Genomic DNA, 17,264 nt, shown 5'->3' with positions numbered 1-17,264 from the left:
CATGCCTGGGATGATCGGATCGCTGCGGGGCACCCTCCTCGAGCGCACCCCCGACGGCGAGCTGCTGGTCGAGGTGGGGGGCGTGGGCTACCGGGTCCAGGCCGGCCCGGCCACCGCCGCCCTGCTGGGCGACATCGGGGCCGAGGTGCGGGTGTGGACCCACCACCACGTCCGCGAGGACGCCCAGGTCCTCTACGGCTTCGCCACCCGCGACGAGCGGGTCACCTTCGAGGCCCTGATCTCGGCCCACGGCGTGGGCCCCGCCCTGGCGCTGGCCATCCTCTCGATCCACGAGCCGCTGGCCCTGCGGCGGGTCCTGGCCGACGACGACGTGTCCGCCCTCTGCCTGGTGCCCGGGGTGGGCAAGAAGACGGCGGCGCGCCTGCTGGTCGAGCTCAAGAGCCGGCTCGAGCTGCCGGCCGGTGACGTCGGGGCCGCGGTGGCCGCCGCCGGGCCCACGACCGGGGGCGCGCCGTCGAGCGGGTCGGTCCGGGCCGACGTGCGCGACGCCCTGGCCGCCCTCGGCTACACGCCCGAGGAGGTCGCCGAGGCCACCCGCGGCCTGCCCGACGGCGACGACGTGTCCACCCTGGTCAGCGTGGCCCTGCGGCAGATGGTGTCCCGGCGCTGATGGCCCGCGAGGAGCTGCTCGGGCCCGACGATCTGGGGCCGTCGGACGACGACGAGGTGCTGGCCCCCGAGCCCGTCCCCGGCGACGAGGCGGCCGAGGCCGGGCTCCGGCCGCGGCGCCTGGAGGACTTCGTCGGGCAGGCCGAGCTCAAGGAGCACCTGCACATCATCCTGGAGGCGGCCCGGCGCCGGGGCCAGGCCGCCGACCACCTCCTCTTCGCCGGACCCCCGGGCCTGGGCAAGACCACCCTGGCCGGGATCGTGGCCACCGAGGTCGACGTCGCCCTGCACGTCACCTCGGGCCCGGCGCTGGAGCGGGCCGGCGACCTGGCCGCCATCCTCAGCCAGCTCACCGACGGCGACGTGCTCTTCATCGACGAGATCCACCGGCTCTCCCGCGCCGTCGAGGAGGTGCTGTACCCGGCGATGGAGGACTTCGCCGTCGACATCGTGCTGGGCAAGGGGCCGGCGGCCCGCACGATCCGCATCGACGTCCCCCGCTTCACCCTGGTCGGGGCCACCACCCGCACCGGCCTCATCACCGGCCCGCTGCGCGACCGCTTCGGCCTGGTCGCCCGGCTCGACTTCTACGAGCCCGAGGACCTGGAGGCGATCGTCGTGCGGGCCGCCGGCATCCTCGACGTCGAGGTCGACCCGGAGGGCGCCCACGAGATCGCCCGCCGGGCCCGGGGCACGCCCCGGATCGCCAACCGGCTGCTGCGCCGGGTGCGGGACTTCGCCGACGTCCGGGGCACCGGCGTCGTCGACCTCGACACGGCCAAGGCCGGGCTGGCGACCTTCGGCGTCGACGAGCGGGGCCTCGACAAGATCGACCGGGCCCTGCTCGAGGCGCTCTGCGGCCGCTTCGGTGGCGGGCCGGTCGGGCTGTCGACCCTCGCCATCAGCGTGGCCGAGCCCACCGAGACGGTCGAGGACGTCCACGAGCCGTTCCTCATCCGCGAGGGCCTGCTCATGCGCACCCCCCGGGGCCGGGTCGCCACCGCCGCGGCCTGGGCCCACGCCGGACGGGTCCCGCCCCGCGGTGCCCCCGGCGGTGACGACGCCCCACCCCCCGGCTTGTTCGGCTGAGACCGGCTCCCAGAGCGACGGCAGAGACCTGACCGCGCTTGGGTCCGGCGCCGGGTGGAAGGATGCGCCGGTGGACATCGACTTCAACAGCTCGCCCGGGCCCAGCCTCGGGATCGAGGTCGAGCTCGAGGTCGTCGATCGCGCCACCGGCCAGCTGGCCAGCGCCGCGACCGAGATGCTGGCCGAGATCGGCGCGCCCCACCCCGACGGGGAGCACCCCAAGGCCAAGCACGAGCTGTTCGAGTGCACCGTCGAGATCATCACCGGCGTCTGCACCACGGTCGACGAGGCCCGCCACGACCTCCAGGCCACCCTGGACGAGGTGGCCGAGGCGGCCGACCGCCGGGGGCTCGACCTCATGTGCTCGGGCACCCACCCCTTCTCGTTGTGGGACGACCAGGAGGTCAGCCCCAACCCCCGCTACGCCCGGCTCATCCAGGAGATGCAGTGGATGGCGCGCCGACTCCAGATCTTCGGCGTCCACGTCCACGTGGGGATCCGCTCGCCGGAGAAGGCCATCGCCATCGCCAACGCCCTGGCCGGCTACATCCCGCACTTCCTCGCCCTCAGCGCGTCGAGCCCGTTCTGGGAGGGCCGCGACACCGGCCTGGCCTCGTCGCGCAGCAAGATCTTCGAGGGCCTGCCCACCGCCGGGCTGCCGGCCCCCATCGAGAGCTGGGACGACTTCGAGCAGTTCATGGAGACGCTGGTCTCCTCGCAGGCGATCTCCACGGTGCGCGAGGTGTGGTGGGACATCCGTCCCCACCCCGACTTCGGCACCGTCGAGCTGCGGATGTGCGACGGCATCCCCACCCTGGCCGAGGTGACGGCGGTGGCCGCCCTGGCCCAGTGCCTCGTGAGCCACCTCGACACCATGGTCGACCGGGGCTTCACCCTGCCCCGGCACAAGGACTGGGTCCTGCGCCAGAACAAGTGGCGCGCCGGGCGCTACGGCCTCGACGCCGACGTCATCATCGACGACCGGGGCACCCAGCAGCCGGTGCGGTCCGCCATCGGCGACCTCCTGTCGGAGATGGCCCCGGTGGCGGCCCGGCTGGGCTGCGAGGCCGAGCTGGCCCGCGTCGACGGGATCCTCAGCGGAGGCGCGAGCTACGAGCGACAGCGGGCCGTCGTGCCCGAGGGGGCCGTGGGGGCCGAGGCCCTGCGGCCGGTGGTCGACCTCCTCGTCGGCGAGCTGGCGTCGGACCGGCCCGGCGTGCTGCTCTCGTCCCCGTGAGCGAGTCCGCGGAGGGACCGAGCGGCGTCGACGCCGAGATCGACCACGCCGGGGTGGCGCGCGCCGTCACCGCCGTCGAGGCCGACCTGGTCGCCCTGCGGCGCGACCTCCACGCCCACCCCGAGCCGTCGTGGGAGGAGGTGCGGACCACCGCCGTGCTGCGCGACCTGCTCTCCGCCCGCGGGGTGGCCGTCGCGCCGGGCGAGGGTGCCACCGGCCTGGTCGCCGAGGTCGGGACCGACGGACCCCTCGTCGCCCTCCGGGCCGACATCGACGCCCTGCGGATGCAGGACGTCAAGCAGGTCCCCTACCGGTCCACGGTGCCCGGTGTGTGCCACGCCTGCGGCCACGACGTCCACGTCGCCGCCGGGGTGGGGGCGACCCTCGCCCTGGCCGAGGTCCTGCGCGGGCGCCCGGGTCGGGTCCGGGTGGTGTTCCAGCCGGCCGAGGAGGCGATCCCGTCGGGGGCCCGGCCTCTGGCCGAGGCCGGCCGCATCGACGGGGCCACCGCCGTCTTCGCCCTGCACTGCGACCCCCAGATCGAGGTCGGCCAGGTCGGCCTGTCGCCCGGCCCCATCACCTCGGCGACCGACATGGTCGTGATCCGCCTCACCGGACCCGGCGGCCACACCGCCCGCCCCCACCGGACCGCCGACCTGATCAACGTGGCCGGCCGGCTCGCCGCCGACCTGCCCGCCTCGCTCGACCGCCTGACCGACCCGCGCGACGGGGTGAACCTCACCTTCGGGTCGATCGCGGCCGGCGACGCCGCCAACGTCATCCCGACCGCGGCCGAGCTCCGGGGCTCGCTGCGGGCCACGGGCCGGGCCGGGTGGGAGGACGCGGCCAAGATCCTCCCGGCCCTGATCGCCGGCATCGCGGAGCCCCGCGGCGCCTCGTGGGAGCTCGACCACCGGGTCGGGGCCCCGCCGGTCGACAACGACCCGTGGGCCACCACGCTGATGGGACGGGCGGCGACGGCGGTCGTCGGCCCGTCGGGGGTGCTGCCCACCCGGCAGAGCGGCGGGGGCGAGGACTTCTCGTGGTTCCTCGAGCGGGTGCCCGGCGCCTTCATCCGGCTCGGGGTGAGCCCCGTCGGCACCCAGGGGCCCGACATCCACGCCGCCGCCTTCGACGTCGACGAGGGCGCCATCGCCATCGGGGCCCGGGTGCTGGCCGGTGCCGCCCTCGAGGCCCTCGCCGTCGCGTCCTCGTGACCACCCCTCCCGCTTCTGTCAACCCCCATGCGTCTCCACGCCCCACCAGGGTTGACAGAACGGACGGGACCGCGGTCGAGGCGTTCGCCTACGACCTGCCCGAGGACCGCATCGCCCAGGTGCCGGTCGAGCCGCGGGACGCGGCGCGGATGCTGGTCGACCGTGGCCCCCTCGCCCCACCGGACCACCGTGGTGTGCGGGACCTGCCGGCGCTGCTCGACCCCGGCGACGTGCTGGTGGTGAACGACACCCGCGTCCTGCCCGCCCGCCTCCACGCCACCAAGCCGACCGGGGGAGCGGTCGAGGTCCTCCTGCTCGAGCGGGAGCCGACCGGCTCGTGGCGGGCCCTGGTCCGCCCCAGCCGGAGGGTCGCGCCGGGCACGGTCGTGTCCGCCGGCCCCCTCACGATCGAGGTCGGGGCCGACCTGGGCGACGGGGTGCGGCGGGTCCGCCTGGGCGACGAGGCCCCGCTCGACGCCGTGGGCGAGGTGCCGCTGCCGCCCTACATCCACGCCGAGCTCGACGACGCCGAGCGCTACCAGACCGTCTACGCCCGGAGACCCGGGTCGGTGGCGGCCCCGACCGCGGGGCTCCACCTGACCGAGCGGGTGCTCGACGGCTGCCGGGAGCGGGGCGTCCGCATCGAGCGGGTCGACCTCCAGGTCGGGCTGGGGACGTTCCGCCCCATCGCCACCGAGGTCGTCGAGGACCACGCCATGCACGCCGAGGCCTACCGCGTCGAGCCCGAGGTCGTCGACGCCTGCCGCCGGGCCCGCGACCACGGGCGCCGCATCGTCGCGGTGGGCACCACGACGCTGCGCGCCCTCGAGGCCGTCGAGGCGACGGGCCAGACCGAGGGCCGCACGGACATCTACCTCCACGGTGACGTCCGCCCCACGCTCGTCGACACCCTGCTGACCAACTTCCACGTGCCCCGCTCGTCGCTGCTGGTCCTGGTCGACGCATTGGTGGGGCCCCGGTGGCGCCAGCTCTACGAGGCGGCCCTGGCCGGCGGCTACCGCTTCCTCTCCTTCGGCGACTGCTGCCTGCTCGACGGCCGACCGGGCCGGTCGGAGGTGTCGGTGTCGGCGCCGCCGACGCCCTCGGGCTGGCGGGTGGGGTCGGAGGACGTGTGAAGGCCACCGTCGAGGTCGAGGCCCGCGACGGCGCCGCCCGCGCCGGCCGGGTGGTCACAGCGCGGGGCAGCTTCCCCAGCCCGGCCTTCATGCCCGTCGGGACCCGCGGCTCGGTGCGGTCCCTCGGGGCCGACGACCTCGACGCCCTCGCCCCGCCGGTCGTGCTGGCCAACACGTACCACCTGATGCTGCGCCCCGGGGCCGACGTGGTGCGCGAGCTGGGCGGGCTGGCCGCCTTCACCGGCTGGGACGGCCACAGCCTCACCGACTCCGGCGGCTACCAGATCTTCAGCCTGGCCCCGAAGGTCGACGACGACGGGGCCCTCTTCCGCTCGACCTACGACGGCAGCAGCCACCATCTGTCGCCCGAGACGGCGGTGGCGGTGCAGGCCGACATCGGCGCCGACATCCAGATGGTGCTCGACGTGTGCCCCGGGCTCCCCGCCCCCGACCGGGTGGTGCGGGCGGCGGCCGAGCGGACCGCCCGGTGGGCCGAGCGGGGCCGCGCCGCCTTCCTCGCCGCCGAGGCGACCAGCGCCGAGCGGGGGCTGGTGCAGGCGCAGTTCGGGATCGTCCAGGGGGGCATCGACCCGGCCCTGCGCGCCGCCAGCGCCCGCTGGACCACCGACGTCGGCTTCGACGGCTACGGCATCGGCGGGCTGTCGGTGGGGGAGAGCCGGGCCGAGATGCTCCCGGCCCTGGCCGCCGCCCTGGCCGGTCTCCCCGAGGACCAGCCCCGCTACCTCATGGGTGTCGGCGACCCGGCCAGCCTGGTGGAGGCCATCGCCCTGGGCGTGGACATGTTCGACTGCGTCCTGCCCACCCGCCTGGCCCGCCACGGCACGCTGCTCACCGACGCCGGCCGGTTCAACGTCAAGCGGGTCGCCAACGCCCGCGACCCCGGGCCGGTCGACGAGACCTGCCCCTGCCCCACGTGCGCCCGCTACTCGCGGGGCTACCTCCGCCACCTGATGCAGGTGGGCGAGCTGTCGGCGTACCGGTTGCTCACGATCCACAACGTCTCGTGGCTGCTCCGCTTCGTGGCCCGCACCACCGACGCCATCCGCGAGCAGCGCCTGGACGCCTGGCGAGCCGAGGTGCTCACCGTCTGGGGTTGAGCCGGTGGACGCCGGGCCGGGTGCCGTCCGCGACGAACGCGCCCGCGCCGCCGATCGGGCCGCCCCGCCGTACCTGGTACCGATCACGCCGCCCAGATCCACGATCGGTACCGAGGACGGGACACGCCCCTCGGCCCCACCGTTCCTGGGACCGATCAGGCCCTCCAGGTGCACGATCGAATGCCCCAGGTGCCCCCCGACGACGGACCCACCGGCGAACGCCTCCACAAGGACTGCGTCTCCTTCGTCCCCACCCGGGCACCCGGCCACCCGCCCGACGGGACCGGCCACCCCCTGGCCGGGACCCGAGAACCCGCCGCCTGACGCGGGCAGCCCACCACGGCACCACACCCCCGACCCCCGGTGACCCGCCCCACCCGGCGGGTCACCGGCGCGCCCGCGGGGCCACAGACCGGTCCCGCTGGACCCGGCGCCACGGATCGCTCGGGATCCGTCGCCGGCGGCCACCGCAGCGCGCACCGGCCGCCTGAGGGCCGCGCACTATGGTCGCCCGGGCTGTTTTCCCGGATCTGATCGGACCCTGTGTGCCACATCTGCCGCTGACATCGGAGACCCCCGTCGGACCGTCTGTCGCGCCCCGGCGAGGGCGGCGATGAGCGACGGCCGCGACGACGACCCGATCGACGGCGCCACCGATCCCGACGCCGCGGGGGACGCCACCGAGGGCGACCCCACGGGGGACGACGCCGCGGCGGACGAGGCCACCGAGGACGACGGCACCGACGGCGACGCGACCGAGAGCGACGAGGACGACGGCGACGACGCCGCGGCCGCGCCGTCGACGCCCGCGGCCGAGACGCCGAAGAAGAGCGGCCCCCCGCCCCGGCCCAGCAAGGCCCGGGCGGCCAAGAAGGCGGCCCCGCCCCGCCCCAAGGCCGGGGCCAAGGGATCGCGCCGGGCCCGGCGCCGCCGGTACGAGGCCGAGGCCGTCCTCGCCCTGGTGGTCGCCCTCCTAGTGGCCCGCATCGTCACCCTGGCCATCGACGACACCTCGCCCTCGGGCTGGGCGTGGGCCTCCCTCGTCGTGGTGGTGGGGGCCGTCCTGCTCGCCGCCCGCACCGTCCTCGAGCGCCGGGGCAAGCTGACCGGGCTGCGGAACCGCGGCCTCGGTGCGCTGGCGTCGGTGCTGGCCCTGGCCGTGTTCTCGCTGACCATGGTCGTCGTCACAGGCTCCGAGCCGCAGCTGGGGCTCGACCTCCAGGGTGGCTTCTCGGTCGTGCTCTCGGCCCAGGGCAACCCGGCCGACGACAGCATCGACCAGGCCATGGAGATCATCCGCAACCGCATCGACGGGCTGGGCGTGGCCGAGCCCGAGGTCACCCGCCAGGGCGACAACGTGGTCGTCGACCTGCCCGGCATCGAGGACCGCGAGCGGGCCCAGGAGATCCTGGGCGAGACGGCGAAGCTGCAGTTCCGCCCGGTGCTGGCCGAGAACCTGCCCTACGACGCCGAGGCCGCTGCCGCCGGCGACGACCCGTGCGCCGCCGGGGTCGCCGGGGCCGCCGGGGCGCCGACCGACAGCGTCCCGGCGGAGGACCCGGCGACCAGCACCGAGCCCGGCGCCACCACGGTGCCCGGGGACACCGCCACCACCGCCCCGGGCGCCACCGAGCCGGCGCCGACCGAGTCCACCGAGGCCCCCCCGACCAGCGAGGAGGGCGCCGCCGGTCCCGCCCCCGCCGGCGCCGCCCCCGCGGTCGACGGCGAGTACGCGGCGCCGCCGCTGGCCCGCCAGGAGACCACCACGACGACCGCCCCGGCCGACGAGACCACCACCACGGCGCCGACCGACGAGACCACGACCACGGCCCCGGCCGAGGAGACCACGACGACGACGGCGCCCGTCGACCCGTCGGCCGAGGCCGCCGCCGCCGTCGCCTTCCCCAGCCGCCCCGACCCCGACGCCGAGCCGATCTCGTGCACCCAGGTCGGCCCCGAGTCGATCGACGGGGAGGCGCTCAGCAAGTCGCAGGCCGAGCTCTCGCCCGACGGCCAGGGCTGGATCGTGTCGGTCGCCATCAAGGGCAGCCGCCGCGACGAGGCCAACGCCCTGATGAACGGCTGCAGCTCGGTGGCGGCGTCGTGCCCCACGGGCCTCATGGCCATCGTCCTCGACGAGGAGGTCATCTCCGCGCCGCAGGTGCGGGACCCCAACCTGGCCGACGACGACTTCGTGATCAGCGGGGGCGGCGACGGCGGCTTCGCCGAGAGCGAGGCCAAGGACCTGGCCCTCAAGCTCCGCTACGGCGCCCTCCCGGTGGAGTTCACCCGCAGCGCCGAGCGGCAGGTGTCGCCCACCCTGGGCGAGGACTCCCTGCGCGCCGGGCTCCTGGCCGGCCTGATCGGCCTCGCCGCCGTGGCCCTCTACCTCATCGTCTACTACCGGGGTCTCGGCGTCGTCGTCGTGCTCGGCCTCGGCGTGTGGAGCGCCCTGATGTACGGAACGGTCTGCTGGCTCTCGGCGACCCGCGGCCTGACCCTGTCGCTGTCGGGCGTGGTGGGCATCGTGGTGTCGGTGGGCACGACCGTGGACTCCTACGTCGTCCACTTCGAACGGCTCAAGGACGAGGTGCGCCTGGGCAAGAGCGTGCGGTCCTCGACCGAGAAGGGGTTCCAGAAGGCCTTCAAGACGATCCTCACCGCCGACCTCGCCTCGCTGATGGGCGCCGCCCTGCTCTGGTACCTCACCGTCGGCGCCGTCCGCGGCTTCGCCTTCTTCCTCGGCCTCTCGGTCGTCTTGGACCTCCTCGTGGCCTACTGCTTCGACCGGCCCATGGTCGCCCTGCTGGCCCGGAGCCGGTTCTTCACCGAGCACCCGATCTTCGGCGTGGCCCGCGGGCTGGGACGCAGCGGCGACGAGGGCGGCGGCGCCCGGCGCACCCCCCGGGCCCAGGCAGGAGCGACGTCGTGAGCGACACCCCGACCACCGGCCAGGCCGGACCGAAGCGCGGCATCCTGCGGCGGCTCTACCACGGCGAGACCGAGTTCGCCTTCGTGCCCCGGTGGCGGATCTGGTTCGGCGTGTCCGCCGCCTTCATCCTCGTCGGGCTGGCCGCCTTCGGGGTCCGCGGCGGCCTGAACCTGGGCATCGACTTCACCGGCGGCAACCAGTGGGAGGTCCCGGCCGGCGACGCCACCGTCGCCGACGTCGAGGACGCCGTCTCCGAGCTGGGCTTCTCCGAGGTCGAGGTCCAGGAGGTCGGCGACGACCTGCGGATCCAGACCGCGACCATCGAGGGCGACGACACCGAGCGCCAGGAGCGGGGGGCCGAGGTCGTCGATGCCCTCGTCGAGCTCACCGGCGCCGAGGCCAACGAGGTCGCCATCAACGAGGTCGGCCCGTCCTGGGGCGAGGAGATCTCCCGGAAGGCCCTGCAGGCCCTCGTGGTCTTCCTCATCGCCATCGTGATCTACATCACCATCCGGTTCGAGTTCCGGATGGCCATGGCGACCCTGGGCGCCCTGGTCCACGACATCCTCGTGGTCATCGGCGCCTACGCCCTCCTCCAGCTGCCCGTCACCCCGGCGACGGTGGTGGCGATCCTCACCATCCTGGGCTTCTCGATCTACGACGGCATCGTGGTGTTCGACCGCGTCGACGAGAACACGCGGCTGCTCACCGCCAACGCCCGCATGACCTACAGCGACATGGTCGACCGGTCGCTGAACGAGGTCCTGATGCGGTCGCTCAACACCCAGATCACGGCCATCTTGCCGATCCTGTCGGTGCTGGTCGTGGGGTCCCTGGCGCTGGGGGCGTCGACCCTCCAGGAGTTCGGCCTGGCCCTGTTCATCGGCCAGCTCTCGGGCGCCTACTCGTCGATCTTCATCGCCTCGCCGCTGCTCGCCCTGCTCAAGGAGCGCGAGCCCCGGTTCCGGACCCTCCGCCAGCGCCTGGAGGGCAAGGGCGCCAAGGCGGCGACCGGCCCGTCGACCGGCACCCCGGCGAAGGTCGACGACGCCGACGGCGGCGTGGCGCTGGCCAAGGAGCCGGCGCCCACCGGGGCCGGGTCCGCCCCGGCCACCGGAGCGGCGCCCCGGACGAAGGGCGCCGCCCCGCCCCGCCCGAAGGGCACCCCGCCGCCCCGGCCGCGCAAGAAGGGCAAGCGGCGATGACCGACGGGCCCCCGGCCGTGCACGACCCCGCCGACCTGGCCCGTCACATCCGACCGATCCCGGACTTCCCCGTACCGGGAGTGCTGTTCCGCGACATCACCCCGCTGCTGGGCGACGCCTCGGCGCTGGCCCACGCCGTCGAGTCGCTGGCCGCGGCCGTGGCGCGAGACATCGGGCCGGTCGACCGGGTGCTGGGCATGGAGGCCCGTGGCTTCCTGCTCGGACCGCCGGTCGCCCTCGCCCTGCGGGTGGGGTTCTCGCCCGTCCGCAAGCCGGGCAAGCTCCCGTGGGAGGTCGAGTCCGAGACCTACGCCCTCGAGTACGGCTCCGACACCCTCGAGGTCCACCGGGACGCGGTGGCGGCGGACGAGCGGGTGCTCGTCGTCGACGACGTCATCGCCACCGGGGGCACGGCGGCGGCCACGGCCCGGCTGGTCGAGCGGCTGGGGGCCGAGGTGGCGGGCTTCGCCTTCCTCGTCGAGCTCTCGTTCCTCGACGGACGGTCACAGCTGGGCGACGTGCCCGTCACCAGCCTGGTCACCTACTGAGGCGACCTGCCCGGACGCCGGGGCTCAGGCGGCCCACCAGTCGGACCTGAGGCCGAGGGCGGCGCGGACCTGGTCGCCGGTCTGGGTGAGGGTGCCGCTGGCGAAGACGAGGGTGACCCGGGTGACGCGCCCGCCCAGCGGGCCGAGGCCGTTCCGCACGAAGCCGCTGAAGCGCTGGAAGTCGCCCCGCCCCGGGTAGGCGGACTCGATGCGGGACTCGTCCATGGTGACGGTCCAGGAGTGGTACGGGTTGAGGCTGATGTCGTCGCCCTCGTCGACGACGGCGGGGAAGGCGCCGCCCGCGGTCCACCCGCCGCTCGACGACCCGAACTCGGTGCGGGCCACCGCGCCGGAGGAGGTGAGGCGGACCCCACCGGCGGTGGCGGCGACGGCCGCGTCGGTCCGGGCGTCCTCGGCGCCGAACCCCCCGTAGGCCTGGCAGGTGGCGCTGTCGCACGTGGTCGCCCACGAGCCCCACCGGCGGTCGCCCGCCAGCAGGTAGGACCGGGCCGCGACGGCCTGGGCGCGCACGGCGGCGGCGCCCTGGCCGCCGCCGACGCCGGCCCAGTAGGGCGAGACCTCCCTGGGCACGATGCCGCGCAGGAGGTCCTCGGTGCCGACGACGTTGACGACGGCGCTGCCCACGGTGCCGCCGGTGCGGACGTTGCGGAGCGAGCCCCGGTAGGACCGTCCCGTGCGGCAGTCCCGGAGCATCAGGTCCGGGTCCTCCCCCTGGGCCACGGTGGAGGCGACGCCGACCTCGGCCGCGGTGGTCTCGCCGAGGAGCGTCCACGACGGGCTGCAGCCCGGCGTCGTCGCGGCGTAGACGCGGTAGGCGGTGGCGCTCAGGCGGCGCACGCTGACGGCGGCCCACTCGCCGGCCCACCCGTCGACCCGGAGGCGCCCGGCGGGCTGGGTGGCGGTGAGGTCGGTGCCGGCGCTGCCCACCAGGTAGACGCGCTGGAGGGGATCGCCCGCCACCACGCCGGAGGTCGTCCCGCCGTAGTAGTGGGCCAGGATCGCGTCGGTGCCCCAGCCGTGGTCGACGGCGTAGCCCAGGGCGCCGTGCTGGCTCATGCCCCGACCGTGGCCCCAGCCTCGTCCCTGGAAGGCGATGGTGCCCTCCGGTGGCGGCGGAGGCGGGGGCTCGCCACAGCCCACCTGGGCGCGGGTGAAGAACTCGCCGCTGGACGCCAGGTCGACGGCGAGGCGGACGTCGTTGACGGTGCGGAGGCGCTCGGACCAGAACACGAGCCCGTCCGGCTCGGGGTCACGCCCGAGGATCGTCTGGTAGAGCGTGGTGACCCGGTCGTTCCGCGACTCGACCGATCCCACCATGAACGCGGCGATCGAGCCGTTGCTCCGGACCGCCGCCTCGCCGAGCCAGTAGGCCAGGTCGTCGTCGGACGGGGACCGGTGGAGGATCCGCTCGTACAGGGCGGTGATGACGCCCTCGTCGGTTCCGCCGGCGAGGGTCGCGAACTCGCCGGAGCCGTAGATGCGGCTGGCGATGCGCGTCACCTGGGCACCGGCCCGCAGCTCCTCGACCCAGAAGGCGAGGCCATCGGCGTCGGGGTCGCGGTCGAGGGCCTGCCGGTAGATCTTGGTGACCTCGACCTGGAGCCACTCGTCGCTCGCCGCCAGAGCCCGGGGGAGGGCGTACCGCGGCGTCCCGCTCTCGAAGGCGACGACCCACGTCTGGAGCTCGCTCCCCGTGGGCTCCCGGCCCAGGAACACCTCGTGGGCCCGGATCACCATGCAGTCGTCGCCCTCGGCGGCCGCCACCGGGACCGGGGCGAGCACGAGGGCGGCGGTCGTCGCCACGGCGAGGGCCAGGGCGGTGGCCACGGCCCGTCGGGTGCGGGCCATCGTGGATGGGGCCGGCGTGGTCATCCCTCACCAGTCGGCGCCGGAACCCGGTTCGACAGGGCTTCGGGGCCACCGATGGCCCGCCCGGCGCGCTGGTCGGGGGCCGGCGCACGGCATGATGGGGCCATGCCGACCGTCGACCGGGTGCTCCCGTGGAGACGGTCGGCCGCGCCCCGCGACGAGGTCCTGGCCCCGCTGCTCCACGACTACCGGGCCCAGCACCCCAAGGGGTCGACGGCCACCATCGTCAAGGCCTACGACGTGGCCAAGGCGGCGCACGAGGGCCAGCGCCGCAAGTCGGGCGAGGCCTACGTCACCCATCCGCTGGCGGTGGCGCGCATCGTCGCCGGGCTGGGCCTCGACGACATCACCATCTCGGCCGCCCTGCTCCACGACGCCGTCGAGGACACCGGGATGAGCCTGGCCGACGTCGAGCGGGAGTTCGGGGCCCAGGTGCGCCACCTCGTCGACGGCGTCACCAAGATCGAGCGCCTGCAGTTCGACTCCAAGGAGGCCCAGCAGGCGGCCACGGTGCGCAAGGTGCTGGTGGCCATGTCCCGAGACCTGCGGGTCATCATCATCAAGCTGGCCGACCGGCTCCACAACATGCGGACCCTGGCGGCCATGCCGGACTGGAAGCAGCAGCGCGTCGCCCAGGAGACCCTCGACGTCTACGCACCGCTGGCGCACCGCCTCGGCATGCAGGACCTGCGCCAGCAGCTCGAGGACCTGGCGTTCGCGACCCAGAAGCCCAAGCACTACGCCGAGATCGACCACATGGTCACCATGCGGGCCCCCGAGCGCGACCTGTACCTAATGCAGGTGCTCGAGGAGGTCCGGGGCCGGATCAAGGAGCTCCGGATCGACGCCGACGTCACCGGTCGGCCGAAGCACTACTGGAGCATCTACGAGAAGATGGTCGTGAAGGGGCGGGGCTTCGACGACATCTTCGACCTGGTGGGCATCCGCGTCCTCGTCGACCAGGTGAAGGACTGCTACGCCGCCCTGGGCTCGATCCACGCCACCTGGACGCCGGTGCAGGGGCGCTTCAAGGACTACATCGCCCACCCGAAGTTCAACCTGTACCAGTCGCTCCACACCACCGTCGTCGGCCCGCAGGGCAAGCCCCTCGAGGTCCAGATCCGCACCCGGGAGATGCACGGTCGGGCCGAGGTCGGCGTGGCCGCCCACTGGAGCTACAAGGAGCCGGGCTCCGACGGCGACCAGATGCTGTGGCTGAACCGCATCGTCGAGTGGCAGTCGGAGATCTCCGACCCGGAGCGGTTCCTCGACCAGCTCAAGGTCGACCTCGACCAGGACGAGGTCTACGTCTTCACCCCCAAGGGTCGGATCATCACCCTGGTCAACGGGGCCACGCCCATCGACTTCGCCTACGCGGTCCACACCGAGGTGGGCCACACCTGCGCCGGGGCCAAGGTCAACGGGCGCCTGGTGCCGCTCGACCACACCCTCACGTCCGGCGACACCTGCGAGATCGTCACGTCGCGCACCCAGGGGGCGGGCCCGAAGCGGGACTGGCTCCAGATCGTCAAGACGCCCAAGGCGGCCAACCGGATCCGCCAGTGGTACTCCCGGGAGCGTCGGGAGGACGCCATCGAGACCGGCCGCGAGGGCCTCGACAAGGCGCTGCGCCGCGAGGGCCTGCCGATCCGGGACGCCAGCACGGTGCTGGCCGACATCGCCCACGAGCTCAACTACGTCGACCTCGACTCGCTCCACGCCGCCATCGGCGAGCACCACGTCTCGCCCGAGTCGGTGGCCAACCGCATCGCCAAGCGGCTCCACAGCGGCGACCCCGACCACGAGGAGCAGCTCCCGATCACGGCCCGGGCGCCGCGGGCCCGGCGGCCCCGCTCGACCATCGGCGTCCACGTCGAGGGCCTCGACGACGTCATGGTGCGCCTGGCCAAGTGCTGCACGCCGGTGCCCGGCGACGAGATCATGGGCTTCGTCACCCGTGGCCGGGGGGTGTCGGTCCACCGCACCGACTGCGCCAACGCGGTGTCGCTCTCCCAGGGCCAGGGTGGTCGGCTGATCGAGGTCGAGTGGGACCAGTCGGGATCGGGGTCGTTCACCGCCGCGGTGGAGATCAAGGCCCTCGACCGGCCCCGCCTGCTCGGCGACACGTCCTCGGCCTTCGCCGACCTGGACATCAACATCCTCGCCTGCGAGTCGCGGTCCGACCCCGACCGGGACACGACCATGCGCTTCGAGGTCGAGCTGGGCGACCCGTCGCACCTCGACTCCGTCCTCCGGGCCATCCGCGGCCTGGACGGCGTCTTCGAGGCCTACCGGGTGATGCCCGGCCGCAACACCCCGTAGCCGGAGCGCCGACCGGTGCCACGCACCGGTCGTTGGTCCGCGCTTGCTGGGGGTGGTTCGGACCCCGACGGGTGGGTAGCCGCGACGGGTCCCCGAACCAGAGGAGCCGCACCGTGGCCGCTGATCTGTCCGGCAAGAAGGTCGCCTTCGTCGTCGCCAACGAGGGCGTGGAGCAGGTGGAGCTGACCGAGCCCTGGAAGGCGGTGGAGCAGGCCGGCGCCACCCCCGTGCTGGTCGCCACCGAGGCCGGCGAGGTCCAGGCCTTCGACCACCTCGACAAGGCCGACACCTTCCCCGTCGACCTCACCACCGCCGACGCCCAGGCCTCCGACTACGCCGCCCTCGTCCTCCCGGGGGGCGTGGCCAACCCCGACCAGCTCCGCACCGACGCCGAGGCCCAGCGCCTGGTGCGGGCGGCCGCCGACGCCGGCCTGCCCATCGCCGTGATCTGCCACGGGCCGTGGACGCTCATCGACGCCGACGTGGTCGACGGTCGTCGGGTCACCAGCTGGCCGAGCCTCCGGACCGACCTGGTCAACGCCGGCGCCACCTGGGTGGACGAGGAGGTCGTCGTCGACGAGGACGGCGCCGGCCCCCTCATCACCAGCCGCAACCCCGACGACCTGCCGGCCTTCACCAAGGCCCTGGTCGACGCGCTGAGCTGACCCCGTCCCCGGGGGCCGGCGCGCCGCACCCACTAGCGTCGCCGGGAGTGGCCGAGCGCACCCCCGCCCGCGCCGCCAGGGGGACCGAGGACGTGCTCGCCCCCGAGGCGGCGCGCTGGCAGCACCTCCTCCACGTCGTCGGCACCGTCGCCGAGGCGGCCGGCCACGGCCGGCTCCGCAGCCCCCTCGTCGAGGACGCCGACCTGGTGCGGGGGGTCGTCGGTGACACCGTCGTGGAGGTGGGCCTCCCCGGCGAGCGCGCCCGCCTGGCCCTGACGCCCGGGGGGGCGACGAGCGCGGCCCGGGCCTTCGCCCAGCACCACCCGGCCACCCCGTGGAAGGTCTGGTCGCTCGTCCCGTGCCTCGTGCCGGGGGCCGACGGCCTGGTCCAGCGCAACGAGGTCGGCGTGCAGGCCCTGGGGTCGTCGGACGCCGACCTCGACGTCGAGGCCATCACCCTGGCGGCCGACCTCCTCGCCGCCCTCGGGGTCGCCCGCCCCACGCTCGTGCTCAACAGCCTGGGCACGATCTCCGACCGGCGTCGCTACGTCGAGGCCCTCCGCGCCTGGTTGGCGACCCGCGCCGACGACCTCCCCGATCGCGACCGGCGCCGAGCGGCCACGACCCCGCTCGAGGTCCTGGGGAGCAGCGACCCCGCCACCCGCGCCGTGCTGGCCGGCGCCCCCCGGGCCATGGACGGCCTGTCCGACGAGGCTCGGCGGCACCTGGCCCAGGTGCAGGAGGGGCTCGGTGCCGCCGGCATCGACTACCTCCTCGACCACCGGGTGACGGGGGGCTCGCCCCACGCCGTCCACGTGGCCTTCGAGCTCCAGGGCGCCGACGAGGCCACCGTCATCCGGGGCTCGCGCCACGAGGGCATGGTGGAGGACCTGGGCGGACCGGCCGTGCCCGGGGTGGGGTGGGCGACGACGATCGAGGCCCTGCTCGCCGTCTCGAGCCTGGAGGTCACCGACGGCGGGGTCGACGTCTTCGTCGTCGACCTGACCGGCGGGTCGGTGGCCCGCGACCTGACCCGGGTGCTGCGCCGCGAGGGCCTCCGGGCCGACCGGGCCTTCGACGACCGCTCGATGCGGGCCCAGATGAAGGCGGCCGACCGCTCCGGTGCCGCCCTCGCCGTCATCGTCGGGGAGCAGGAGCAGGCCGAGGGCGTCGTGGGCCTGCGCCGCCTCCGGGGTGCCGCCGACGGTGACCAGACGACCGTCCCCGCCGACGAGGTCGTCGCCGCCGTGCGGACCGCGCTGGCCGACGCCTGAG

The 17,264-nt window shown here is 74.8% G+C and carries 13 protein-coding genes and 1 pseudogene; 13 read left to right on the top strand and 1 reads right to left on the bottom strand.

Features of this window, described 5'->3' with window-relative positions; all coding sequences use genetic code 11:
* Position 1: 1 nt before the first annotated feature.
* From ruvA to HC251_RS13800, 10 genes and pseudogenes are all read left to right on the top strand, one after another.
* Positions 2-631 (top strand): Holliday junction branch migration protein RuvA, encoded by a 630-nt coding sequence (gene ruvA, locus HC251_RS13840; RefSeq protein ID WP_219941194.1) that lies wholly within the window; start codon positions 2-4, stop codon positions 629-631.
* Entirely contained in the window at positions 631-1,719 is a 1,089-nt protein-coding gene (ruvB, locus tag HC251_RS13835; RefSeq protein WP_219941193.1) for a Holliday junction branch migration DNA helicase RuvB, read from the top strand. The genes ruvA and ruvB overlap by 1 nt, the downstream gene beginning before the upstream one ends.
* Before the next feature lie 70 nt (positions 1,720-1,789).
* Positions 1,790-2,956, top strand: a complete 1,167-nt coding sequence (locus HC251_RS13830; RefSeq protein WP_219941192.1) for a glutamate--cysteine ligase — start codon at positions 1,790-1,792, stop codon at positions 2,954-2,956.
* Positions 2,953-4,173: an amidohydrolase gene (locus tag HC251_RS13825; RefSeq protein WP_219941191.1), complete on the top strand. Its 1,221-nt coding sequence runs from the start codon at positions 2,953-2,955 to the stop codon at positions 4,171-4,173. The genes HC251_RS13830 and HC251_RS13825 overlap by 4 nt, the downstream gene beginning before the upstream one ends.
* A gap of 65 nt (positions 4,174-4,238) precedes the next feature.
* Positions 4,239-5,309 (top strand): annotated as a pseudogene (gene queA / locus HC251_RS13820) (tRNA preQ1(34) S-adenosylmethionine ribosyltransferase-isomerase QueA); the annotation flags it as partial.
* The gene (tgt, locus tag HC251_RS13815) at positions 5,306-6,427 is read left to right on the top strand and encodes a tRNA guanosine(34) transglycosylase Tgt (protein WP_219941189.1); all 1,122 of its coding nucleotides are present in this window, start codon (positions 5,306-5,308) and stop codon (positions 6,425-6,427) included. The pseudogene queA and the gene tgt, both read left to right, overlap by 4 nt.
* A 189-nt stretch (positions 6,428-6,616) precedes the next feature.
* Positions 6,617-6,751, top strand: coding sequence for a hypothetical protein (locus HC251_RS25645; protein WP_255566410.1), 135 nt, complete (start codon positions 6,617-6,619; stop codon positions 6,749-6,751).
* A 289-nt stretch (positions 6,752-7,040) separates the two neighbouring features.
* The gene (gene secD / locus HC251_RS13810) at positions 7,041-9,359 is read left to right on the top strand and encodes a protein translocase subunit SecD (protein WP_219941188.1); all 2,319 of its coding nucleotides are present in this window, start codon (positions 7,041-7,043) and stop codon (positions 9,357-9,359) included.
* A complete protein-coding gene (secF, locus tag HC251_RS13805) occupies positions 9,356-10,564 on the top strand; it encodes a protein translocase subunit SecF (protein ID WP_219941187.1) in 1,209 nt (402 codons plus the stop codon). The genes secD and secF overlap by 4 nt, the downstream gene beginning before the upstream one ends.
* Positions 10,561-11,112, top strand: coding sequence for an adenine phosphoribosyltransferase (locus HC251_RS13800; protein ID WP_219941186.1), 552 nt, complete (start codon positions 10,561-10,563; stop codon positions 11,110-11,112). Before secF ends, HC251_RS13800 begins: the two co-directional genes overlap by 4 nt.
* Positions 11,113-11,136: 24 nt before the next feature.
* Here HC251_RS13800 and HC251_RS13795 read toward each other — a convergent pair whose 3' ends face one another.
* The gene (locus tag HC251_RS13795) at positions 11,137-12,981 is read right to left on the bottom strand and encodes a DUF4214 domain-containing protein (RefSeq protein ID WP_219941185.1); all 1,845 of its coding nucleotides are present in this window, start codon (positions 12,979-12,981) and stop codon (positions 11,137-11,139) included.
* 126 nt (positions 12,982-13,107) lie between these two features.
* Between HC251_RS13795 and HC251_RS13790 the strand changes: the two genes are divergently transcribed.
* The 3 genes from HC251_RS13790 to HC251_RS13780 all read left to right on the top strand — a co-directional run bounded on the left by HC251_RS13790 (position 13,108) and on the right by HC251_RS13780 (position 17,263).
* Positions 13,108-15,324 (top strand): bifunctional (p)ppGpp synthetase/guanosine-3',5'-bis(diphosphate) 3'-pyrophosphohydrolase, encoded by a 2,217-nt coding sequence (locus tag HC251_RS13790; RefSeq protein ID WP_219941184.1) that lies wholly within the window; start codon positions 13,108-13,110, stop codon positions 15,322-15,324.
* Positions 15,325-15,437: 113 nt separating this feature from the next.
* Complete coding sequence (locus tag HC251_RS13785) at positions 15,438-15,989, top strand: type 1 glutamine amidotransferase domain-containing protein (protein ID WP_219941183.1); 552 nt, start codon at positions 15,438-15,440, stop codon at positions 15,987-15,989.
* 47 nt (positions 15,990-16,036) lie between these two features.
* Entirely contained in the window at positions 16,037-17,263 is a 1,227-nt protein-coding gene (locus HC251_RS13780; protein WP_219941182.1) for an ATP phosphoribosyltransferase regulatory subunit, read from the top strand.
* Position 17,264: the final 1 nt, after the last annotated feature.

Origin of the sequence: Iamia sp. SCSIO 61187, assembly GCF_019443745.1 — a bacterium.
Taxonomy (GTDB): Bacteria; Actinomycetota; Acidimicrobiia; order Acidimicrobiales; family Iamiaceae; genus Iamia.
This window is presented reverse-complemented; position numbering and strand designations above follow the sequence as displayed.